This is a genomic window from Streptomyces sp. NPDC001904, from assembly GCF_040297005.1.
In the GTDB taxonomy this organism is placed as follows: Bacteria; Actinomycetota; Actinomycetes; order Streptomycetales; family Streptomycetaceae; genus Streptomyces.
The window spans coordinates 1-20,560 of sequence record NZ_JBEOYI010000003.1; the positions used below are offsets into that span (position 1 = coordinate 1).

The window sequence follows — 20,560 nt, forward strand, 5'->3', positions numbered from 1 at the left end:
GCTGTGGTGGTCCCGGGGGTGGTGGTGGCCCGGGGCGCTGGCGGTGGGCGGCGGGGCGGGGGGGGGGGGGGGCGGGCGGGCCCCCCCCCCCCCCGCCCCCCCCCCCCCCCACGGCCGCCGGGCGGACGGCTCAGCTGTCGCCGAACGTCTCGCCCTTCTCCGCCTTCGTCACGAGCAGCGCGGGCGGCAGGAAGCGGTCGCCGTAGCGCTCGGCCAGTTCGCGCGAGCGGGCGACGAATCCGGTGAGTCCGCCCTCGTAACCGTTGATGTACTGAAGGACACCGCCGGTCCAGCCGGGGAAGCCGATCCCGAAGATGGAGCCGATGTTGGCATCGGCGACGGACGTCAGGACTCCCTCCTCCAGGAGCCGGACCGTGTCCAGCGCCTCGGAGAAGAGCATGCGCTCCTGCATGTCCTTGAACGGGATCTCGGTGCCCGGCTTGGTGAAGTGCTCGCGCAGGCCCGGCCACAGGGCGCCGCGCTTGCCGTCCTCGCCGTACTCGTAGAAGCCCGCGCCGCCGCTGCGGCCGGTGCGCCCGAACTCGTCGACCATGCGGTCGATGACGGCCTCCGACGGGTGCTCGTCCCAGGTGCCGCCCGCCTCCTCGACGGCCGCCCGCGTCTCCTTGCGGATCTTGCGCGGCAGGGTGAGGGTCAGCTCGTCCATCAGCGAGAGCACCTTGGCCGGGTAGCCGGCCTGGCCGGCCGCCTGCTCGACCGACGCGGGCTCGACGCCCTCGCCGACCATGGCGACGCCCTCGTTGATGAAGTGGCCGATGACGCGGGAGGTGAAGAACCCGCGCGAGTCGTTCACGACGATCGGCGTCTTGCTGATCTGGCGTACGAGGTCGAAGGCGCGGGCCAGCGCCTCGTCACCGGTGTGCTCGCCCTTGATGATCTCCACCAGCGGCATCTTGTCGACCGGCGAGAAGAAGTGCAGGCCGATGAAGTCGGCCTGCCGCTGGACGCCCTCGGCGAGGACGGTGATGGGCAGGGTCGAGGTGTTGGAGCACAGCAGCGCGTCCGGGGCGACGACGTCCTGAATCTCCTGGAACACCTTGTGCTTGAGCGACGGGTCCTCGAAGACGGCCTCGATGACGGCGTCGCAGCCGGCCACGTCCTGCGGGTCGGCGGTCGGCGTGATCCGCGCGAGCAGCGCGTCCGCCTTCTCCTGCGTGGTGCGGCCGCGGGACACGGCCTTGGCGCAGAGCTTCTCGGAGTACGCCTTGCCCTTGGCCGCGGATTCGGCCGACACGTCCTTCAGGACGACCTCGATGCCCGCGCGGGCGCACGAGTAGGCGATGCCCGCGCCCATCATGCCGGCGCCGAGGACGGCGACCTTGCGCACCTTGCGGGGCTCGATGCCCTGGGGGCGGTTGGCTCCGGAGTTGACCGCCTGGAGGTCGAAGAAGAACGCCTGGATCATGTTCTTCGCGGTCTGCCCGGTGACCAGCTCGGTGAAGTAGCGGGCCTCGATGGTCAGGGCGGTCTCGAAGTCGACCTGGGAACCCTCGACGGCGGCCGCGAGGATGTTGCGCGGGGCCGGGTAGGGGGCGCCGTTGAGCTGCTTCTTGAGGTTGGCCGGGAAGGCCGGGAGGTTGGCGGCGAACTTGGGGTTGGCCGGGGTGCCGCCGGGGATGCGGTAGCCGGGCTTGTCCCAGGGCTGCTGCGACTCGGGGTTGGCGTCGATGAACGCGCGGGCCTTGTCGAGCATCTCCTCGCGCGTGGCGGCCACTTCGTGGACGAGGCCGTTCTCCAGCGCGCGCTTGGGGGCGTACTGGGTGCCCTGGAGCAGCACCTTGAGGAGCGCGTCGGCGATGCCCATGAGGCGGACGGTGCGGGTGACGCCGCCGCCCGCGGGGAGCAGGCCGAGGGTGACCTCGGGGAGGCCGATCTTCGAGCCGGGGGCGTCGAGGGCGACGCGGTGGTGGCTGGCGAGGGCGATCTCGTAGCCGCCGCCCAGGGCCGCGCCGTTGATCGCCGCGACGACCGGCTTGCCGAGGGTCTCGATGCGGCGCAGGGAGTTCTTGATGCCGATGCCGGTCTCGAAGACGGCCTGGGCGTCCTCGGGGCCGGCCTTCATCATGTCCTTGAGGTCGCCGCCCGCGAAGAAGGTCTTCTTGGCGGAGGTGTAGATGATGCCGCGGATGGAGTCGCGCTCGGCCTCGGCGCGGTCGGCGATCGCCGCGATGGAGTCCTTGAACGCCTGGTTCATGGTGTTCGCGGACTGGTTGGGGTCGTCGAGGACGAGGGTGACGATGCCGGTGTCGTCCTGTTCCCAGCGGATGGTTGTGCTGGCGGTCATGGTGTGTCTCCGTGAAGTCAGGTGCGGGGAGTTGAGGGCGGTACGGGGGTGGGCTGCCGGGGTTCGCCGCCGTCCTGCGGGCCGGTGGGGGCTGGTCGCGCAGTTCCCCGCGCCCCTGAGGCATGCGCTGCGCGCAGCCTCCCCTGAAGGCCGTAGGCCTTTCAGGGGCGCGGGGAACTGCGCGAGAAGCCCCACCGGGTCGCGGTCGGCGACGAAACGGTGGCCCTGTGGCGCTACACCCGTTCCACGATGGTGGCGATGCCCATGCCACCGCCGACGCACAGAGTCGCCAGCCCGTACCGGAGGTCCCGGCGCTCCAGCTCGTCGACGAGCGTGCCCAGGATCATGGCGCCGGTCGCCCCCAGGGGGTGGCCGAGCGCGATCGCGCCGCCGTTGACGTTCACCTTGTCCAGCGACAGGCCCATGTCCTTGACGAAGCGGAGCACCACGGCGGCGAAGGCTTCGTTGATCTCGACGAGGTCGATGTCGTCGATGGTCAGACCGGCCTTGGCGAGCGCCTTGCGGGTGGCGGGCGCCGGGCCGGTGAGCATGATGGTCGGCTCGGAGCCGGAGACGGCCACGGAGACGATGCGGGCGCGGGGCGTGAGGTCGTACCGCTCCCCCACCTCGCGCGAGCCGATGGCGACCAGCGACGCGCCGTCGACGATGCCGGAGGAGTTGCCCGCGTGGTGCACGTGGTCGATCTTCTCGACCCAGTGGTACTTCTGGAGCGCGACGGCGTCGAAGCCGCCGAGGTCGCCGATGTCCTTGAAGGACGGCTTGAGCTTGGCGAGCGAGTCGGCGGTCGTGCCCGGCCGCAGGAACTCGTCGTGGTCGAGGACGGTGAGCCCGCTGCGGTCCTTGACCGGGACCACCGACCGCTCGAAGCGGCCGTCCTTCACCGCGGCGGCGGCCCGCTCCTGGGAGAGCGCCGCGTACTCGTCGACGTCACGGCGGGAGAAGCCCTCGATGGTGGCGATGAGGTCGGCGCCGATGCCCTGCGGCACGAAGCCGGTCTCGAAGTTGGTCATCGGGTCGGCGAACCAGGCACCGCCGTCGGAGGCCATCGGCACCCGCGACATCGACTCGACGCCGCCGGCGAGGACCAGGTCCTCCCAGCCGGAGCGGACCTTCATCGCGGCGAGGTTGACGGCTTCGAGGCCCGAGGCACAGAAGCGGTTCTCCTGGACGCCCGCGACCGTGTCCGGCAGTCCGGCCGCGATGGCGGCGATGCGGGCGATGTCGGAGCCCTGGTCGCCGACCGGACCGACGACGCCGAGGACGATGTCGTCGATCGCGGCGGGGTCAAGGCCGGGGAAGCGTGCCTGGATCTCGTGGATGAGTCCGACGACGAGGTCGATCGGCTTGGTGCCGTGCAGCGAGCCGCTGGCCTTGCCCCGGCCACGAGGGGTGCGGATCGCGTCGTAGACGTACGCGTCTGTGGTCACGGAAGTGCCTTTCAACAGGGGTGTGTTCAGGACAGCAGCGAACGGCCGATGATCTCCTTCATGATCTCGGTCGTCCCGCCGTAGATGGTCTGGATGCGTCCGTCGGTGAAGGCCTTCGCGACGCGGTACTCGGTCATGTAGCCGTAGCCGCCGTGGAGCTGGAGGCAGCGGTCGGCGACGCGCTTCTGCAGTTCGGTGGCCCACCACTTGGCCATGGAGGCGTGCACGGCGTCGAGGGTGCCGGCGGAGTGGTCCTCGATGCAGCGGTCGAGGAAGGTCCGGGTGACGGCGCACTCGGTGGCCATCTCGGCGATCTCGAACCGGATGTGCTGCAGCTTGGCGAGCGGCCGCCCGAAGGCCTCGCGCTCCTTGACGTACGTCGTGGTGATCTCCAGCAGGTGCTCGGCGGCGGCGATGGCGGCGACGGCGATGCCCATGCGCTCCTGCGCGAGGTTCGTCATCAGGTGGATGAACGCGCCGTTCAGCTCACCGAGCAGATTCTCCTTGGGGACGCGGACGTCGTTGAAGAACAGCTCCGCCGTGTCCTGCGCCTTCTGGCCGATCTTGTCGAGGTTGCGGCCGCGCTCGAAGCCGTCCGCGCCGCGCTCGACGACGAGCAGGGACAGGCCGTGGGCGCCGCCCTCCTGTGTGGTCTTGGCGACGACGATGACGAGGTCGGCCAGGAGGCCGTTGGAGATGAACGTCTTCGAGCCGTTGAGCAGCCAGTGGTCGCCCTTGTCCTCGGCGGCGGTGCGGATGCCCTGGAGGTCGGATCCGGCGCCGGGTTCGGTCATGGCGATCGCGGTGATCAGTGAGCCGTCGCAGAAGCCGGGCAGCCAGCGCCGCTTCTGCTCGTCCGTGCCGAGCGAGGTCAGGTACGGGCCGATGATGTCGTTGTGCAGGCCGACCGCGAGCCCGGCCGCGCCGGCCCGGGTGAACTCCTCGGCGAGGACGGCGCTGTAGCGGAAGTCGGCATTGCCGCCGCCCCCGTACTCCTCGGGCACGGCGAGTCCCAGCAGGCCCTGGCGTCCCGCGGCCAGCCATGCCTCCCGCGCGACGATGCCATCCTTCTCCCACTGCTCGTAGTGCGGGGTCACCTCCTTGGCGAGGAAGGTGCGCACGGTCTCGCGGAACGCCTCGTGCTCGGCGCTGAACAGGCGTCGTTCCATGCTCGCGATCAACTGCCTTTCTTCTCGGGGGCGGTGGGTTCGCCGGTCAGGGCCGGTACGTCCCAGTCGCGCGCCACGGCCACGGTGTCGGCGCCGGGCCGGGCGGGCCCCGAGCGGACGGTGGTGGGGGTGCGCGTGAAGCGGGGGGCGGGGGCGGGCTGGGTGATGCCGCCGTGGTCGACGAAGGTGCCGCGGGCGGCGAGATGCGGGTGCCCGGGTGCCTCGCGCAGCGACAGGACGGGGGCGACGCAGGCGTCCGAGCCCTCGAAGACGGCCGTCCACTCCTGCCTCGTACGCTCCTTGAACCGTGCCGCGACGGCGTCGCGCAGCTCGCCCCAGCGGGAGAGGTCTCCCCGTGCGGAGGCGGTGTCCGCGAGGCCGAGCAGTTCCATGAACTCGGCGTAGAACTGCCGCTCCAGGGCGCCGACCGCCATGTACTGGCCGTCGGCCGTCTCGTACGTGCCGTAGAACGGGCAGCCGCCGTCCAGCAGGTTGGCGCCGCGCCGGTCCTGCCAGCTGCCTGCCGCGAGCATGCCGTGGATCATCGAGGTGAGGTGGGCGGTGCCGTCGACGATGGCGGCGTCGACGACCTGGCCCTCGCCGGTGGCGCGGGCGTGGTGCAGGGCCGCGAGGATGCCGACGACGAGGTAGAGGGAGCCGCCCGCGAAGTCCCCCACGAGATTGGCGGGGACGGTCGGCGGTTCGTCCGGCCTGCCGATCATGCCGAGGGTGCCGGTCGGCGCGATGTAGGCGATGTCGTGCCCGGCGCGCCGGGCGAGCGGGCCCTCCTGGCCCCAGCCGGTCATCCGGCCGTAGACCAGCTTCGCGTTCCGGGCGTGGCAGGCCGTGGGGCCGACGCCGAGCCGCTCGGCGACGCCCGGCCGGTAGCCCTCGATCAGCACGTCCGCGCGCTCGACGAGTCCGAGCACGCGCTCGGCCCCGTCGTCGGCCTTCAGGTCGACGACCACGGAGCGCTTGTTGCGGTTGGTGATGTCGTACGCGGGATCGATCGCGAGTCCGCCGCCTCCCGGCCGGTCGACCCGTACGACGTCGGCGCCGAGGTCGGCGAGGAGCATCGCGGCGAACGGCCCCGGGCCGATCCCGGCGAGCTCGACCACGCGCACCCCGGCGAGCGGGCCACCGTGCGCGTCCCGGCTCTCCGCGCCTGCCACTGTCATCCGGCCACGCCCCCAGTCCGTCTGTGACACAACTGATGTAACACCAACGATGCTATGAATGCGGCCGGGTCAGCACAAGCCCTTGACGAGCAAGCGCTTAGCCAATTTCGGGCGGAGCTCCGGCGGCGCGGTCCGCGTCGAGTTCCGCCAGACGGCGCTTGGGCGCGATGGCCCGGTAGCTCTCCTCGACCCAGTCGCAGAGCAGCTCCGCGTCCGGTACGCCCTTCTCCTCCAGCGGGATCCGCACCCAGCCCGCCCGGCCGAGGCCGTATCCGGCGGGCTCGGCGCCGGGCGCGGTGAGGGCGTGGGCGTGCGTCTCCTCGTCCGTGAGCTTGACCGTCATTCCCATCGGGTACGAGCCGTCGGTGACGCCCAGGAAGGCGAACACCTTCTTGTTCACCTTCAGGGCCGACTCGCCCCAGGGGAACTCCTCGGTGGCGCCCGGCAGTCCGAGCGCGAACTCCCGCACCCGGGCCCAGGCGCGCAGGGACTTCTGGGACGGCTTCTTCGGCTCGGCCACGGCAGCCTCCGGCGATCGGGAGGGCCCCGGGCGGGGCCCGCTGACCTTTCACGCTAGCCTCGGCCACCGGCAACGGCGCGGGACGCACGATGAGGGGTGTCATGAACGAGCGTGGGAAGCCCGGCGGGACGGACAGGGCGTACGACGTGGTGCTCTTCGGAGCGACGGGATTCGTGGGCGTGCTCACGGCCGAGTACCTCGCGGCGCACGCGCCCGACGGGCTGCGCTGGGCGATCGCCGGCCGGGACACAGCGAAGCTGGAGCGGCTGCGCGAACGGCTCACCGGGATCGACCCGGAGTGCGCGGTGCTGCCGCTGCTGCGCGCGGACGTCGCCGATCCGGCGAGCCTGCGCGAACTGGCGGCGGGCGCGCGCGTGGTGATCTCCACCGTCGGCCCGTACCTGGAGTTCGGGGAAGGGATCGTCGCCGCGTGCGCCGACGCGGGCACCGACTACGTGGACCTGACGGGCGAGCCGGAGTTCGTGGACCTCATGTACGTGCGGCACGACGCCCGCGCGCGTGAGACGGGCGCCCGCCTGGTGCACGCCTGCGGTTTCGACTCGGTCCCGCACGACCTAGGCGCCTACTTCACGGTGCGCCGGCTGCCGGAGGGTGTGCCGCTGCGGGTCGACGGGTTCGTGCGGACCAACGCCCGGTTCTCGGGCGGTACGTTCGCGTCCGCGCTGAACCAGTTCGCGCGCGGCCGCCAGATGGTCGCCGCCCAGCGCGACCGGCGTCGCCACCAGCCGCGCCTGGTGGGCCGGACCGCGTACGCGCCGACCGCCGCGCCGCGCTACGCCAAGGAGGTCGGGGCATGGGCGCTGCCGCTGCCGACGATCGACCCTCAGGTGGTGCAGCGCTCCGCGCGGGCGCTGGAGCGCTACGGCCCCGACTTCCGCTACCGGCACTACGCGGCCATCAAGTCGCTGCCGGTCGCGGTCGGCGGCGTCGCCGCCGCGGGCGCGCTGTTCGCGGCGGCCCAGGTGGCGCCCGCGCGGCGCTGGCTGGGCGGACGGCTGCTGCCCGGGGACGGACCCGACGCGGAGCGCCGGGCCAAGAGCTGGTTCTCGGTGCGGTTCGTGGGCGAGGGCGGCGGGCGCCGGGTGTTCACGGAGGTGTCCGGCGGGGACCCCGGCTACGGGGAGACCGCGAAGATGCTGGCCGAGTCCGCGCTGTCGCTCGCGCTGGACGACCTGCCGGACAGCGCCGGGCAGGTCACGACGGCGGTGGCGATGGGGGACGCGCTGATCGCGCGGCTGCAGAAGGCCGGGGTCACGTTCCGGGTTGCGGCCGAGCGCTGAGAACCGCGGCGCGGCGGCCGTGCGTCCGCGGCCGCGTCGTGGCCGGTCGCACGGTTCCCGCGCCCCTAAAGGGCCGCCAAGGCGTCTCTGCAGAGGCGGTCCGCGCGGCGTGTCGTCTCCGGCTGGCGGTAGACCGGGGTGAGGGACAGCGTGTGCGCGCACGCGTTGTCCAGCGACACCCGGTGGCCCACCGAGACGTACACCGGCTTGACGCCCGCGCGGGTGCGCAGGGCGCGGCCGACCTCCTCCGTGCCGTCGAGGAGCGGGGCCGCGCTCCCCCGCTCGGGCCCCAACTCGCCCTCGGTGAAGACGAACGAGTTCTTGGCGACCCCCATCGTGGGGAGTCCGGTGAGCACGCCGAGATGGCTGGCGAGACCGAAGCGGCGCGGGTGGGCGATGCCGTAGCCGTCGCAGATCACCAGGCCGGGGTCGGTGCGCAGCGCCGCGAGGGCGCCGAGGCCCGCGGGAATCTCCCGGAACGCCAACAGGCCGGGGACGTAGGGAAAGGCGACGCGCCCGACGGCCGTCGCCTCCTCGACCACGTCGAGCGTGTCCGGGTCCAGGACGACCGCGGCCGCGGCGACGACATCGCGTTCGTCGTCGTAGGCGACGTCGATCCCGGTGACCGGGCCCGCGCCGGGCGGCGGACCTGTCTCGTCGAGGACGACGCGGCCGCGCAGCGCGTCCTGCACCGCCCGCGCCGCCGGTTCGTCGGCCGGCCAGTCCGCCGGGATCCCCGTGATGGTCGCCATGCCGCAACCCTAAAGGGTGGCGCACCAGGCGGCGTTCGGGCAGGTCAGGGCTGAGCACGGTCTGCCGGAGACCGTGTTGGCCGCCGCCACGCGGTCGGTGCCGCGCGCCCGCCCGTCGGCGGCTTCTCCGCCCGGGCGCTCCAAGGACGGTTCAAGCGGGTGCGAAGGTGAGTACGACGACTCAGGCGTGGCCGGATTCCGCCATCGACGATGAAGGCATACATCGCCGAGACCGGGGGACCGCTCATGCTCAGCCGAATCGCCGATCGCCTTGTGCCCGTTGTCGGCCGCTTGACCGTGACCACGGACCCGGGCGCCGGCCTCGGGCCGGGCAGCATCGTCGCCGCGAACCACACGTCCCTCGCCGACCCCGCCCTCGTCGTCGCCGCTCTGCGCAGCCTCGGAGCCGAGCCGGTCATCATGGCGGCGGCCGGACTGTGGCGCGTTCCGCTTCTGGGCAAGCTGCTGGCCCGCGAAGGCCACATTCCCGTCGTCCGCGGTGACCGCCGCGCCGCGGACGCACTGGACAGGGCCGCCGATGCCCTGGACCAGGGGCGGCTGGTCCTCATCTACGCCGAGGGCGGGCTGCCGCGCCGCCGGGACGCGGCCGACGCGGCGCCCCGCTCCTTTCGCAGCGGGCTGGCCAGACTGTCCGAGCGCACGGGCGCCCCCATCGTCCCGGTGGGCCAAGCGGGCGCCCGCCGGATCACCTCGGGCGGCACCGTCAAGCAACTCGCGGGAATCGTCACCGCGCCCCTGCGCCGACCGGCACTCCATGTCCATGTGGGTGCGCCGGTGTCCCTGTCGGGCGTCCGCTCGGCACGAACGGCGCGGGCCCACGCCGCGGTGACCCAGGCCTGGGAGACCGCTGCCGCTCACCTCCGAGAGCCCGCCGCGTGAGCAGCCCTCGACTCTGCAACAGCACTTGGTCTAGACCTTGACAGGTCCATACCATCTCGCTTGAGTCTGAACCAACGGTCACACTCACCCCGTCAAGGAGTGGTCCATGTCCAGACAGCGCCTCCTCGCCTTCCTCACCGCCCTCGCCGTCGCGGTGGGAATCGCCCTTCTGGGACCGATGACGACCTCCGCGTCCGCCGCCTCCTGCGCGGCGGGCTGGAACGCGTCCGCGGTCTACACCGGCGGCTCGACCGCGTCCTACAACGGGCACAACTGGCAAGCAAAATGGTGGACTCAAGGTGAAACGCCGTCGACCGGCGGCTCCGGCGTCTGGTCCGACCAGGGCTCCTGCACCGGCGGTTCAGGAGGCGGCGGCGGAAGCACCTGCACCTACCCGGCATGGGTCGCCGGACGCTCCTATGTCGCCGGCGACATCGTCAAGTACACCAACGGCAACTACTACAAGGCTTCGCACGACAACCCGGGTTACGACCCGACGATCAGCACCTGGTACTGGGACCCGTACAGCTGCACCGGCGACGGCGGCGGCACGACACCCGGTTCGTTCGTCGTGAGCGAGGCCCAGTTCAACCAGATGTTCCCGAACCGGAGTTCCTTCTACACCTACAGCGGCCTGACCGCCGCGCTCAGCGCCTACCCCGGTTTCACCACCACCGGCAGCGACACCGTCAAGAAGCAGGAGGCCGCGGCCTTCCTCGCCAACGTCAGCCACGAGACCGGCGGTCTCGTCTACATCGTCGAGCAGAACACCGCCAACTACTCGCACTACTGCGACACTTCCCGCTCCTACGGCTGCCCGGCGGGCCAGTCCGCCTACTACGGGCGCGGCCCGATCCAGCTCAGCTGGAACTTCAACTACAAGGCGGCGGGCGACGCCCTCGGCATCGACCTGCTCAACAACCCCAACCTCGTGCAGACCGACCCGGCGATCGCCTGGAAGACCGGCCTCTGGTACTGGAACACCCAGACCGGTCCCGGCACCATGACCGGACACAACGCCATGGTCAACGGCGCCGGATTCGGCGAGACCATCCGGTCCATCAACGGCAGCATCGAATGCAACGGCGGCAACCCCGCCCAGGTCCAGAGCCGGATCAACGCCTACCAGAGCTTCACCTCGATCCTCGGCGTCCCCGCGGGCAACAACCTCAGCTGCTGAGCGCACCCGTCCGCTGACTGGTCCGGCCGCACCCCTCCACGGGGCGCGGCCGGGGCAGGATCGCCGGCGCAGAACGTTGTGGTGGACCGGGCCGTGTCCCTAATCTTCCGCCGAGACGGAAGCGCCGTTCACGACCCGACGACCTGGTGGTCGTCGGGTCGCTCCTGCACGAGGGGGTCGGGGATGCGGGGACATGGCGCGGGGGTTGTCGCCACGGCGCTGGTGGCGGTGCTGGTGGCGGGATGCGGGGCGCCCGACCCGGCGGACGGGCACGCACAGGCGGCGCGGCCGAAGGCCGGGAAAGCCTCCGCGCATCCCCGCGCCGGGGACTTCAGCGGCGACGGCCGCGACGACTTCGCCGTGCTGTCCGGGCGTCGGCTGACAGTGGTGTACGGGTCGGCGCACGGTCTCGACCCGCGGCTGCGCACCGTCGTGCCGCAGCCCGCGCTCGCGTCCGGATCCGAGCGGACACGGCTGTTCCGGGCCGATCTGGACCGCGACGGGTTCACCGATCTGCTGCTGTCACCCGAGTCGCGGCCACCAGCCGTGCTGTGGGGCGGGCCGCGCGGGCTGGCCGCCTCGGCGAAGCAGCTGGCGGGGCCGGCGAAGGGCCCCGCGGCCATCGGCGACTTCGACGGCGACGGCGCCACCGACGTGTTCGTTCCGGGCGGCGCGACGGGCCCGGAGGGCACGGTCTGGTACGGGCCCGTCGACCGGGACGGCGTCCCGGACCACCGCCAGGAGCTGCGCTACGAGCACCCGGCGGACTCGGCCCCCGCCCACGTGGTCGCCGGGGACTTCGACGGCGACAAGGCGACGGATCTGGCGCTCTGGTTCGCCTGGACCGACCCGGAGTCGGAGGGGGACGGCGACGTGACCTACACCGGGCAGCACCGTCTGCGCGGCGGCCCCGAGGGGCTGCGGCTCACCGAGCGCCGCCGGCCGCCGGACCTGGGCCTGACCGGGCAGCCGGGAGACGTGGACGGCGACGGCATCGACGATCTGTACGCGGCGCACTTCACCGCGTACAGACAGCAGCTTGCTGCGGGCTACCGGCTCAGCACCCGCTCCGGTCCGGAGACCGGCCGCAAGGGCGGCGTGGGCACCGCCGCTCCGCCGGGTCTCGGCGGCGGGCCCCACTACGGCGGCATGGGCGACACCGCCCTGGGCGACGTCACCGGTGACGGCAGGGCGGACCTGGTGACGTCGGCGACCGGCGCCAACGACAACAACGGCGCGGTCTGGCTGATCCCCGACGTGCTGCGGGCGGACACCGCGGACATCCGGGCGGTGACGCTGGACACCCCGGGCGTCCCGGGCAGCAACACGCCGTCGCCCGGCCGCGGCCCCACCCGGCACCGCATCACCGTTCTGAGCCCGCTCCTCGACACCGACGGCGACGGCCACCTCGACGTGGTGTTCGGCTCCACCGGCTACCTGGATGCCAAGGAGCGGGACCTCGACGCGTTCTGGGTCATGCGCGGCACCGACCGGGGGATGACGTTCCAGCGGCACTTCACCGCCGAGGACCTCCGCTGAGCACCCCCGCCTGCCCGGGTCGTCATGCGGGAGGCATGGCTGTCTCCGGAGCGTGGACGGGCAGCGCCGCGGCGATGACGTTGCGTTCCGAGCGCCCCAGGAGGGGGAAGGTGATCTTCATGCCTCGGTCGTCGGCGGGCGAGGAGACGACGAAGGACGAGTTCAGCCAACGCTCGCGTATGTGAGTGCGCATGAGCCCGGCGCGCGGGATCGTCATGACGTGCTCGCCCGTCCTGGCGAACGTCGGGTCGGCCTGGAAGATGAAGATCCGACGACCTGTCATGGCCAGGTACATCGGCCGCGGCGTCGGGATCACGGCAACGGTCCCAGCGCTGAGGATGGCCGAGGCGGCGGCGAAGGCCGCGGTGCGGCGCACCGATACGGAGCTGAGGTTCACGATGGTCGTGACCTCCACCTGCTCGTCCGGTGCCAGCATGGGGGCCACGGTGGCCAGCAACAGGCGGCGGCGCTTTGCGTTCACGGGTACTCCTGAAGACGCGATCGAACCGGTCGGGTCAGCACCTGACCAGCAGGGGGAGCATGCCGTACGGCTCCATTCCGCCGGTGCGCGGGGTGCCCACGGGCACTGGCTCCGGGCGCGCCGCGCAACCTTCCAGCCTTGTAGCCTGTAAGGCATGAACAACGCTACTGACTATTACGGCATCGAGCCGGGCGTCCCCTCGGTGGAGGTGTTCCGGCGGCTGCGCACGGACGCGGGCCTCTCCGACCGGAGCCCGCGGGCGGCGGCACTCGCGCTGCCGAACACCTGGTTCGGCGTCCTGTTGCGGCACCGCGGCGAACCGATCGGGATGGGCCGGATCATCGGGGACGGCGGCACGGCCTTCCAGATCGTCGACATCTGCGTCCACCCCGATCACCAGGGCCGGGGCCTCGGCCGGCGGATCATGGCCGCGCTCACCGAGGAGCTGGAGCGCCGGGCCCCCTCGTCCGCGTACGTGTCGCTGGTCGCGGACGGGCCCGCGAAGTTCCTCTACGAGAAGTTCGGCTTCGTGGAGACGTCCTCGTACGGATCGGTGGGCATGTCCCGGGTCATGCCCTGACACCGGAACTCCAGTCGCCCGGCTCCCAGCCGTCCCCCGCGGCCCCGGCGCCGGAGGGTGCCGAGGCCGTAGATCACGCACACCTCGACGAACGCCCCCTGACCGCACGTACGCTGGCGATCATGTTTGTACTGGAACTGACGTACACGGCGCCGGTCGAGCGCGTGGATGCTCTCCTGGAGGCCCATCGCGCCTGGCTCGACGGGCACTTCGCCGCCGGTACGTTCCTCGCGGCGGGGCGCAAGGAACCGCGGGACGGCGGCATCATCATCGCCGCGGGGGACGATCGCGCGGCCGTCGAGCGGCTCTGCGCGACCGATCCCTTCGTCGCCGGAGAGGTGTGCGCGTACGGCATCACCGAGTTCGTCGCCGCGCGGACGGCGCCCGAACTGGACCGCTGGCGACAGGAGTTGGCCTAGCGGTCATCCGCCCCGGCGCTCCAGGCGGGCCGCTCGTCCCTGCTCGCCCGCCGCCCAGCAGCCGCCGTCGCGGGTGCAGTCCACGGTGTCGTACGAGCCGGAGTCGACGGTGCGCCAGGTGCGGCCGCCGTCCGTGGTGAGGTCGGTGCCCGTCGGGCCGACCGCGAGGGCCGCGGTGCGGCTGTGCGGGAGCCAGGCGACTCCGGAGCGGTAGGCGGGCGGCCCGGCGGCGGACGGGGTCCAGCCGCGACCCGCGTCGCCGGTCACCGCGGCGGCGCTCGGCGAGGGGCGGTCGGCGCGGTAGTCGCCGCCGACGGCGATGCCGTGCGCACGGTCCCGGAAGGCGAGGCCGAAGACGCCGCGCGCCGGGTCGCCGGCGGGGATCGGGGTGTCGGTGGCCGTCCAGTCGAGTCCACGGTTCCCGGAGTGCAGCACGCGCGCGCTCGCGCCACCGCCCGTCGCCAGCCACACGTCCTCGGGGCCCGATGTCACCAGGCACTGCCCGGAGGCGGCGAAACCCGCCTCGCCGGGCTGCGCGGGCGGCATTCCCGCGCTCGGCAGCACCGACCAGGAACGGCCGCCGTCGCGTGTCGACAGGATGCGGAACCGTCCGTCGACCGGGTCGCTCATCGCGAGCCCGTGCCGGGGGTCGAAGAACGTCACGCAGTCGTAGAACGCCTTCGGGTCGGTGTTGCGGAACGACTCCGTCCAGGTCGCGCCGCCGTCGTCGGTGCGCAGGATCCGGGAGGCGTCGCCCTCGCCGATCGCCAGAGCGACCGCGCTGCGCGTGCCGAACGCCTCGATGTCGCGCAGTTCCAGACCCGCGGCGGCGGGTGGGGACACATCACGCCAATGCCTGCCCCCGTCGGTGGTGCGCAGCACGGTGCCCTTGGTCCCGGCCAGCCAGGCGGCGGACCGGTCGACCGCGGCCAGTCCGCGGAAACGCACGTCCGTCCGGCCGGTGTCCGTCAGGTGCCAGGCGGGCTGTCCGGCGGTCGCGGAAGCGGCTGCGGCCGCCGGACCTGTGCTCCAGGCGAGGGCGCCCAGCAGTGCCGTCACCACCAGTCCCACGGTGCGCGGTGTCCTCGTGTTCCTCTGACGCCTCGATGTTCGCGGTCTCCCCATGGCGCGCGAAGCTAGTCCCCCGTCACCCCCGCGTCCAGAGCACCTTGATTGAAACCGGTGACAGAGGTCACTTGTTTTTCGTCCGACATCAGATGCACGGATTCGCTCGTTCCGCCGTCTATTCAAGAGAGGCACTCGGAGCGTCCGTCGTTCTCCGCCCAGTCGTCGCAAGGGAGCAGGCGTTGTCCACCGTCATCGAGCAAGCCGTAGAGGCCCGTCTCGTCGCTGCCGCGCCGCGTATGGCGAGCATCCCCGCGACCCTTCGGTACGACACGCACGACCCCTTCGCCGTCCGGATGTCGTTCCCCGCCGCCGCGACCCTGGAGGGCGTCGATGTGTGCTGGACGTTCGCCCGCGAGCTGCTGACCGGTGGCCTGACCGAGTCCGTCGGCGCCGGTGACGTGCGCGTACGGCCGTACGGCTACGACCGCACGGTCCTGGAGTTCCACGCCACGGAGGGCACCGCTGTCGTGCACATCCGCTCGGACGACGTGCGGCAGTTCCTGACGGGCACGACGCGGCTGGTGCCGACCGGTGACGAGGGCCGGCACGTCGACGTGGACGGGTATCTCGCGGAGCTGTTGCGGGACGCCTGCTGATCCCCTGCGGGACCAGGGATCGCCGAGAGGAGAGATCCTCGCGCCCCCGTCAGCCCCCGCCGCCGTCCGCCGCCCTGGCGGCCTCGGCGGACTTCACCGCCGCCTCCAGGGCCCGGCGGATCTCCGGCACGGCGGGGCCCGCCTGCGCGGCGAGGGCGGTGAGCCGGTCGGCGTGGCGGCGGCGTTCACGGGCGGAGAGCAGCCCCCGGAAGTGGCCTGCGGCGGCGAGCACCAGCAGGGCCGCCCGGTCGGGGCGGACGGCGTCGGGGGCCTCGGGACCGGTCAGCGCGGTCCGGGCCTCCATGCGCAGCACCTCCACGTAGCCGGCGCGCAGCAGCGCGTACCGGGTCCCGGGGAACAGACCGAGGACGCGGCGCCGCTCGGCCGCCAGGTAGCCGTCCGCCACGAGTTGGCGGCGCACCGCGTCGCGGGTGACACGGGCCCGGTGGGTGATCGTGCGGCGCCAGGAGCGCGGCCTCGACTCCGTGATCAGTTCCAGGAGCTGGTCGAGGACGGGGTCGTCGGCGCGGGCGTCGGGCACCGGGGTGACGATGCCGTCGACCTCGCGGACGAGGCCGCGCGCGGCGAGTTCGGCGAGGGCACCGGCGCGGACGGCGAGGGCCAGGTCGGGGGCGCCGGACACCCGGTCCTTGCCGGTGTCGTACGCCAGGAGGAGCAGGCGGGCGGGGAGCGCGGGAGAGCCTTGGGGCACTCCCCCACGATAATTCTTTGACAGCCCTCCGACGGCTCCTTACGTTGGATGTCGGTTCTGTTGCCGTCGAAACGGAGAAGGACGTTGCTCCTCTGAGGTCTTGAGACACCGCGCGTGTTCCGCAGCCGCTGTGCGCTGCGCGTCCGGCGTTGTGTGAGACCTCGGCCCGTGAGCCGTCCTCCCCCTCGGTACAGGCCCTTTTTGTTGCCTGCGTGCCGCGGTGTCTCGAACGCGTCGTATCCCGTCACCGTTCGCACCGAGCAACCGCGAGGCCTCCATGTCACATCCCCCGAGCCACCCCGGCTCCCCCACGACCTCCGTCGCCGTCACCGGACTCGACTACGCCTGGCCGGACGGCACCGGCGTCTTCGACGGCCTCCAGGTCGCCTTCGGTCCCGGCCGCACCGGCCTGATCGGCGCCAACGGGTCAGGGAAATCAACTCTGTTGAAGCTCATCGCCGGTGAGCTTCGTCCGGCCGACGGCACCGTGCGGGTGGCCGGTGAGGTCGGCCATCTGCCGCAGAACGCCACGCTCGACACCACGCTGCGCGTCGACGAGGTCCTCGGCATCGCGGCCACCCGCGCGGCCCTGCACGCCATCGAATCGGGCGACGTCGCCGAGGAGCACTTCGCCGCGGTCGGCGACGACTGGGACGTCGAGGAGCGGACCGTCGCCACGCTCGCCCAACTGGGCCTGGGCCACATCGGTCTGGACCGCACCGCCGGTGAGGTTTCGGGCGGCGAGTCGGTGCTCCTGCGCCTCGCCGCCCTGCTGCTGCGCCGCCCCGACGTGCTGCTGCTCGACGAGCCGACCAACAATCTGGACCGGCACGCGCGCAGGCGGCTGTACGCGGCGGTGGAGAGCTGGCCGGGGGTGCTGATCGTGGTCAGCCACGACCGCGAACTGCTCGATCTGGTCGACCAGATCGCCGATCTGCGCGGCGGGGAGGTCACCCGGTACGGCGGCAACTTCTCCGCGTACGAGGAGGCTCTCGCCGTCGAGCAGGAGGCGGCGGAGCGGATGGTGCGGGTGGCCGAGTCCGATCTGAAGAAGCAGAAGCGCGAACTGACCGACGCCCACGTGAAGTTGGCGCGTCGCAGGCGCTACGCCCAGAAGATGTACGACACGAAGCGGGAGCCGCGTGCGGTGATGAAGCTGCGCAGCCGGTCGGCGCAGGTCTCCGCCGGCAAACACCGCATCCTGCACGAGGAGAAGCTGGCGGAGGCGAAGGAACGGCTGGACGAGGCCGTGGAGGCGGTCCGCGACGACGACGAGATCCGGATCGACCTGCCGTTCACGGCGGTGCCGCCAGGACGCTCCGTGCTCACGCTGCGCACGCTCACCCTGCCGTACGGCGCCCGGCTGGGCGGCGAGTTCGAGCTGCGCGGCCCGGAGCGGGTGGCCCTGGTCGGCCGCAACGGAGCGGGCAAGACGACGCTGCTGCGGACCATCGCCGGAGAGCTGGCCCCGGTCGGGGGCGAGGTGATCGCGCACGTGCCCCTGCGGTTCCTGCCGCAGCGCCTCGACGTGCTGGACGACGGGGCGAGCGTCGCCGAGAACGTGGCGCGGTTCGCGCCGCAGGCCACGGTCAACCGGGTCCGGGCCCGGCTGGCCCGCTTCCTGTTCAAGGGAGCGAAGGCCGACCAGCCGGCGGCGACCCTGTCGGGCGGCGAGCGGTTCCGCGCGACCCTGGCCGCGCTGATGCTCGCCGAGCCCGCGCCGCAGCTGCTGATGCTCGACGAGCCGACGAACAATCTGGACATGGCGAGCGTGCGGCAGCTGACGTCGGCCCTGGAGTCGTACGAGGGGGCGCTGATCGTGGCGAGCCACGACCTGCCGTTCCTGGAGTCGATCGGGGTGACCCGCTGGCTGGAGCTGGGCGCCGAGGCCGGATGAGGAGCAAGGGAGAGGGGTGAGGGAGTGAGAAGGAGGTGACAGGCGCGTAACGGGGGATTCCGCCGCGCCTGCCCGGCTGTGCATGATGTGCCCGCCGCCGTCACCCCTCAGCCGCGGCGCCGCATCCCCGCGACCCGTGGAGAAGACCCGTGCCCAGCAAGAAGGCCCTCGTCCGCCGGCCAGGCCCGCGGCTGGCGGAGGGGCTCGTCACTCATGTCGCGCGCACCCCCGTCGACCCGGGAAAGGCGCGTGAGCAGTGGCAGGAGTACGTCTCGGTGCTGGAGGCGCACGACTGGGAGACGGTCCTGGTCGAACCCGCCGACGACTGCCCGGACGCGGTGTTCGTGGAGGACACGGTGGTGGTCTTCCGGAACGTCGCGCTGATCGCGCGATCCGGCGCCGGGTCGCGGCGCGCGGAGACGTCGGGGGTCGAGCAGACCGTGGCGCGCCTCGGCTGCTCCGTCAACTGGGTGTGGGAACCCGGCACGCTCGACGGCGGTGACGTACTGAAGGTGGGCGACACCCTCTACGTGGGGCGCGGCGGGCGCACGAACGCGGCGGGAGTACAGCAACTGCGCGCCGTCTTCGAACCGCTCGGGGCGCGCGTGGTGGCGGTCCCCGTCAGCAAGGTGCTGCACCTGAAGTCGGCGGTCACGGCGCTGCCCGACGGCACGGTGATCGGTCACGAGCCGCTGGTGGATCACGCCTCGCTGTTCCCGCGCTTCCTGCCCGTGCCGGAGGAATCGGGCGCCCATGTCGTCCTGCTGGGCGGAAACCGGCTGCTCATGGCGGCGAGCGCGCCCAAGTCGGCGGAGCTGCTCGCGGACCTGGGCCATGAGCCCGTGGCGGTGGACATCTCGGAGTTCGAGAAGCTCGAGGGCTGTGTGACGTGTCTCTCAGTAAGGCTGCGTGACCTCTACGCGTAACCACAGCTCCTTATGGAGCGCTTAACCTACGGCAACGTAACCTACGACACCGTAGGTAGAACCGCTCGCTGTACCTCCGTCCCCCAGGAGCTTCCCGTGACCGTCATCTCTCCCCGCCTCGGCTCGTCGACCACATGGACCGACGCCCGCCTTCTGTACGCGCTGGAGGAAGTGGTCGAGAAGGAGCTGAACCGCCATCTGAAGGTCGCCAAGGACTGGATGCCGCACGAGTACGTCCCGTGGTCCGACGCCCGCAACTTCCCCGGCCTCTTCGAGGACGGCGAGGCCTGGGAGAAGAGCCAGTCGAAGGTCACCGAGGTCGGCCGCACCGCGCTGATCGTCAACCTGCTGACCGAGGACAACCTCCCCAGCTACCACCACGAGATCGCGACCCTCTTCGGCCGCAACGGCGCGTGGGGCACCTGGGTGCACCGCTGGACCGCCGAGGAGGGCCGGCACGGCATCGTGATGCGCGACTACCTGCTCGCGTCGCGCGCCGTCGACCCGGACCAGCTGGAGTCCTTCCGCATGTCGCACATGAGCGAGGGCTACGAGTCGGACAACAACCACTCGATGCTGCACTCGATCGCGTACGTCGCGTTCCAGGAGCTGGCGACCCGCATCTCGCACCGCAACACCGGCCACCAGTCCGGCGACCCGGTCTGCGACCGCATGCTGGCGCGCATCGCGACCGACGAGAACCTGCACATGGTGTTCTACCGGAACCTGCTGAGGTCCTCGTTCGAGCTGGCCCCCGACCTGACGATGCAGGCCGTGCGCGACGTCGTCGTCGACTTCCGGATGCCCGGGCACGGGATCCCCGGCTTCGAGCGGGCCGCCGCGCAGATGGCGATCGGCGAGGTGTACAACCTGCGGATCCACCACGACGACGTGATCCAGCCCGTGCTGCGCTTCCTGAAGGTCATGGAGATCGGCGGCCTGGGCCCGGAGGGCCTCAAGGCGCAGGAGGAGCTCGGCCTGTTCATGAACGGGCTGGACACCGAAGCGTCCAAGTTCGACGAGAAGCTGGCGGCCCGCAAGGCGCGCATGGCGGCGAGGGCTGCCGCGCAGTAACCCCGCCCCGCCGGGGGGCGAGGCCGCGCCTCGCTCCCCCTCGGACGGGCCGCCTACGTCCAGGCGACGGCCACGACCGCCGCGGCAGCCGTGAACGTCGCCACGGCGAAGAACGCCCACGGCTTCTTGGTGCGCATGCCCGCCAACGCGGTGACTGCCACCAGGACGTCGAGTGCCAGCTTCACCCCCATTTTCGCCTCGGACACCGGCAGGTCCAGGGACGTCCGGGTCCAGACGAGTCCGGCGCCCGTGACCAGTTGTACGACCGCGCTGGTCACCATGTAGCCGCCGGTCACCGTGTTCTTCTCGCGCAGCTGGTAGAAGATCCCGCCCAGCAGTGCCGCGAAACCGAACAGGTGGAACACGAGGAACGTGTATCTGAGGATCTCCATGCCGCCGGCCTTTCCTTGGAGGGAGAGGCGGGCCGCCCGTGGGGCCCGCCGACTCCGTTTCAT

Annotated in this window: 20 protein-coding genes; 10 read left to right on the forward strand and 10 right to left on the reverse strand. The window is 71.9% G+C overall.

Annotation, left to right across the window (positions count from 1 at the left end):
* Positions 1–130 precede the first annotated feature (130 nt).
* The 5 genes from ABT127_RS04940 to ABT127_RS04960 all read right to left on the reverse strand — a co-directional run bounded on the left by ABT127_RS04940 (position 131) and on the right by ABT127_RS04960 (position 6,620).
* Complete coding sequence (locus ABT127_RS04940; RefSeq protein ID WP_351444652.1) at positions 131–2,305, reverse strand: 3-hydroxyacyl-CoA dehydrogenase NAD-binding domain-containing protein; 2,175 nt, start codon at positions 2,303–2,305, stop codon at positions 131–133.
* Positions 2,306–2,538: 233 nt separating this feature from the next.
* Positions 2,539–3,753 carry an acetyl-CoA C-acetyltransferase gene (locus ABT127_RS04945; protein ID WP_351444654.1) on the reverse strand — a complete coding sequence of 405 codons (1,215 nt, stop codon included), beginning with the start codon at positions 3,751–3,753 and terminating at the stop codon, positions 2,539–2,541.
* Positions 3,754–3,779: 26 nt separating this feature from the next.
* Positions 3,780–4,922: an acyl-CoA dehydrogenase family protein gene (locus ABT127_RS04950; protein WP_351444656.1), complete on the reverse strand. Its 1,143-nt coding sequence runs from the start codon at positions 4,920–4,922 to the stop codon at positions 3,780–3,782.
* Positions 4,923–4,930: 8 nt separating this feature from the next.
* The gene (locus tag ABT127_RS04955) at positions 4,931–6,100 is read right to left on the reverse strand and encodes a CaiB/BaiF CoA transferase family protein (protein ID WP_351444657.1); all 1,170 of its coding nucleotides are present in this window, start codon (positions 6,098–6,100) and stop codon (positions 4,931–4,933) included.
* A gap of 97 nt (positions 6,101–6,197) precedes the next feature.
* The gene (locus ABT127_RS04960) at positions 6,198–6,620 is read right to left on the reverse strand and encodes an MmcQ/YjbR family DNA-binding protein (RefSeq protein ID WP_351444659.1); all 423 of its coding nucleotides are present in this window, start codon (positions 6,618–6,620) and stop codon (positions 6,198–6,200) included.
* A gap of 101 nt (positions 6,621–6,721) precedes the next feature.
* Between ABT127_RS04960 and ABT127_RS04965 the strand changes: the two genes are divergently transcribed.
* Positions 6,722–7,921 carry a saccharopine dehydrogenase family protein gene (locus ABT127_RS04965; protein ID WP_351444660.1) on the forward strand — a complete coding sequence of 400 codons (1,200 nt, stop codon included), beginning with the start codon at positions 6,722–6,724 and terminating at the stop codon, positions 7,919–7,921.
* A gap of 65 nt (positions 7,922–7,986) precedes the next feature.
* Here the strand turns inward: ABT127_RS04965 and ABT127_RS04970 are convergent, their stop codons facing one another.
* Positions 7,987–8,673 (reverse strand): endonuclease V, encoded by a 687-nt coding sequence (locus tag ABT127_RS04970; RefSeq protein WP_351444662.1) that lies wholly within the window; start codon positions 8,671–8,673, stop codon positions 7,987–7,989.
* A 246-nt stretch (positions 8,674–8,919) separates the two neighbouring features.
* Between ABT127_RS04970 and ABT127_RS04975 the strand changes: the two genes are divergently transcribed.
* From ABT127_RS04975 to ABT127_RS04985, 3 genes are all read left to right on the forward strand, one after another.
* The gene (locus ABT127_RS04975; protein WP_351444664.1) at positions 8,920–9,573 is read left to right on the forward strand and encodes a lysophospholipid acyltransferase family protein; all 654 of its coding nucleotides are present in this window, start codon (positions 8,920–8,922) and stop codon (positions 9,571–9,573) included.
* A gap of 106 nt (positions 9,574–9,679) precedes the next feature.
* Positions 9,680–10,753 carry a glycoside hydrolase family 19 protein gene (locus ABT127_RS04980; protein WP_351444666.1) on the forward strand — a complete coding sequence of 358 codons (1,074 nt, stop codon included), beginning with the start codon at positions 9,680–9,682 and terminating at the stop codon, positions 10,751–10,753.
* A gap of 183 nt (positions 10,754–10,936) precedes the next feature.
* Complete coding sequence (locus tag ABT127_RS04985; protein WP_351444668.1) at positions 10,937–12,292, forward strand: FG-GAP and VCBS repeat-containing protein; 1,356 nt, start codon at positions 10,937–10,939, stop codon at positions 12,290–12,292.
* A 22-nt stretch (positions 12,293–12,314) separates the two neighbouring features.
* On the opposite strand, the gene ABT127_RS04990 is transcribed toward ABT127_RS04985, so the two are convergent.
* On the reverse strand, positions 12,315–12,773 hold the full coding sequence (locus tag ABT127_RS04990) for a hypothetical protein (RefSeq protein ID WP_351444670.1): 459 nt from the start codon (positions 12,771–12,773) through the stop codon (positions 12,315–12,317).
* A gap of 154 nt (positions 12,774–12,927) precedes the next feature.
* Here ABT127_RS04990 and ABT127_RS04995 point away from each other — a divergent pair, with 154 nt between their 5' ends.
* On the forward strand, positions 12,928–13,353 hold the full coding sequence (locus ABT127_RS04995; RefSeq protein ID WP_351444672.1) for a GNAT family N-acetyltransferase: 426 nt from the start codon (positions 12,928–12,930) through the stop codon (positions 13,351–13,353).
* Positions 13,354–13,475: 122 nt separating this feature from the next.
* A complete protein-coding gene (locus ABT127_RS05000; RefSeq protein ID WP_351444674.1) occupies positions 13,476–13,772 on the forward strand; it encodes a YciI family protein in 297 nt (98 codons plus the stop codon).
* Between the two features lie 3 nt (positions 13,773–13,775).
* Here the strand turns inward: ABT127_RS05000 and ABT127_RS05005 are convergent, their stop codons facing one another.
* Positions 13,776–14,837, reverse strand: a complete 1,062-nt coding sequence (locus ABT127_RS05005; protein WP_502971644.1) for an oxidoreductase — start codon at positions 14,835–14,837, stop codon at positions 13,776–13,778.
* Positions 14,838–15,079: 242 nt separating this feature from the next.
* On the opposite strand from ABT127_RS05005, the gene ssgD reads away from it, so the two are divergent.
* Positions 15,080–15,496, forward strand: coding sequence for a spore wall synthesis regulator SsgD (gene ssgD / locus ABT127_RS05010; RefSeq protein WP_351444678.1), 417 nt, complete (start codon positions 15,080–15,082; stop codon positions 15,494–15,496).
* A 49-nt stretch (positions 15,497–15,545) separates the two neighbouring features.
* Here the strand turns inward: ssgD and ABT127_RS05015 are convergent, their stop codons facing one another.
* Positions 15,546–16,208 (reverse strand): GOLPH3/VPS74 family protein, encoded by a 663-nt coding sequence (locus tag ABT127_RS05015; RefSeq protein WP_351444680.1) that lies wholly within the window; start codon positions 16,206–16,208, stop codon positions 15,546–15,548.
* Positions 16,209–16,485: 277 nt separating this feature from the next.
* Here ABT127_RS05015 and ABT127_RS05020 point away from each other — a divergent pair, with 277 nt between their 5' ends.
* The 3 genes from ABT127_RS05020 to ABT127_RS05030 all read left to right on the forward strand — a co-directional run bounded on the left by ABT127_RS05020 (position 16,486) and on the right by ABT127_RS05030 (position 20,105).
* Positions 16,486–18,105, forward strand: a complete 1,620-nt coding sequence (locus ABT127_RS05020) for an ABC-F family ATP-binding cassette domain-containing protein (RefSeq protein WP_351444682.1) — start codon at positions 16,486–16,488, stop codon at positions 18,103–18,105.
* A 149-nt stretch (positions 18,106–18,254) separates the two neighbouring features.
* The gene (ddaH, locus tag ABT127_RS05025; protein WP_351444684.1) at positions 18,255–19,031 is read left to right on the forward strand and encodes a dimethylargininase; all 777 of its coding nucleotides are present in this window, start codon (positions 18,255–18,257) and stop codon (positions 19,029–19,031) included.
* A gap of 96 nt (positions 19,032–19,127) precedes the next feature.
* Complete coding sequence (locus tag ABT127_RS05030) at positions 19,128–20,105, forward strand: acyl-ACP desaturase (protein ID WP_351444686.1); 978 nt, start codon at positions 19,128–19,130, stop codon at positions 20,103–20,105.
* Positions 20,106–20,158: 53 nt separating this feature from the next.
* On the opposite strand, the gene ABT127_RS05035 is transcribed toward ABT127_RS05030, so the two are convergent.
* Positions 20,159–20,497 carry a hypothetical protein gene (locus ABT127_RS05035; protein WP_351444688.1) on the reverse strand — a complete coding sequence of 113 codons (339 nt, stop codon included), beginning with the start codon at positions 20,495–20,497 and terminating at the stop codon, positions 20,159–20,161.
* Positions 20,498–20,560: the final 63 nt, after the last annotated feature.

Excerpts from the sequence above, each read along its gene's own strand:
- ABT127_RS04970 (WP_351444662.1), bottom strand. The coding sequence starts at position 8,673 with ATGGCGACCATCACGGGGATCCCGGCGGACTGGCCGGCCGACGAACCG.
- ABT127_RS04995 (WP_351444672.1), top strand. The coding sequence starts at position 12,928 with ATGAACAACGCTACTGACTATTACGGCATCGAGCCGGGCGTCCCCTCG.
- ABT127_RS05035 (WP_351444688.1), bottom strand. The coding sequence starts at position 20,497 with ATGGAGATCCTCAGATACACGTTCCTCGTGTTCCACCTGTTCGGTTTC.
- ABT127_RS05000 (WP_351444674.1), top strand. The coding sequence starts at position 13,476 with ATGTTTGTACTGGAACTGACGTACACGGCGCCGGTCGAGCGCGTGGAT.
- ABT127_RS04965 (WP_351444660.1), top strand. The coding sequence starts at position 6,722 with ATGAACGAGCGTGGGAAGCCCGGCGGGACGGACAGGGCGTACGACGTG.
- ABT127_RS04985 (WP_351444668.1), top strand. The coding sequence starts at position 10,937 with ATGCGGGGACATGGCGCGGGGGTTGTCGCCACGGCGCTGGTGGCGGTG.
- ABT127_RS04975 (WP_351444664.1), top strand. The coding sequence starts at position 8,920 with ATGCTCAGCCGAATCGCCGATCGCCTTGTGCCCGTTGTCGGCCGCTTG.
- ABT127_RS04955 (WP_351444657.1), bottom strand. The coding sequence starts at position 6,100 with ATGACAGTGGCAGGCGCGGAGAGCCGGGACGCGCACGGTGGCCCGCTC.
- ABT127_RS04940 (WP_351444652.1), bottom strand. The coding sequence starts at position 2,305 with ATGACCGCCAGCACAACCATCCGCTGGGAACAGGACGACACCGGCATC.
- ABT127_RS04950 (WP_351444656.1), bottom strand. The coding sequence starts at position 4,922 with ATGGAACGACGCCTGTTCAGCGCCGAGCACGAGGCGTTCCGCGAGACC.
- ABT127_RS04980 (WP_351444666.1), top strand. The coding sequence starts at position 9,680 with ATGTCCAGACAGCGCCTCCTCGCCTTCCTCACCGCCCTCGCCGTCGCG.
- ABT127_RS05020 (WP_351444682.1), top strand. The coding sequence starts at position 16,486 with ATGTCACATCCCCCGAGCCACCCCGGCTCCCCCACGACCTCCGTCGCC.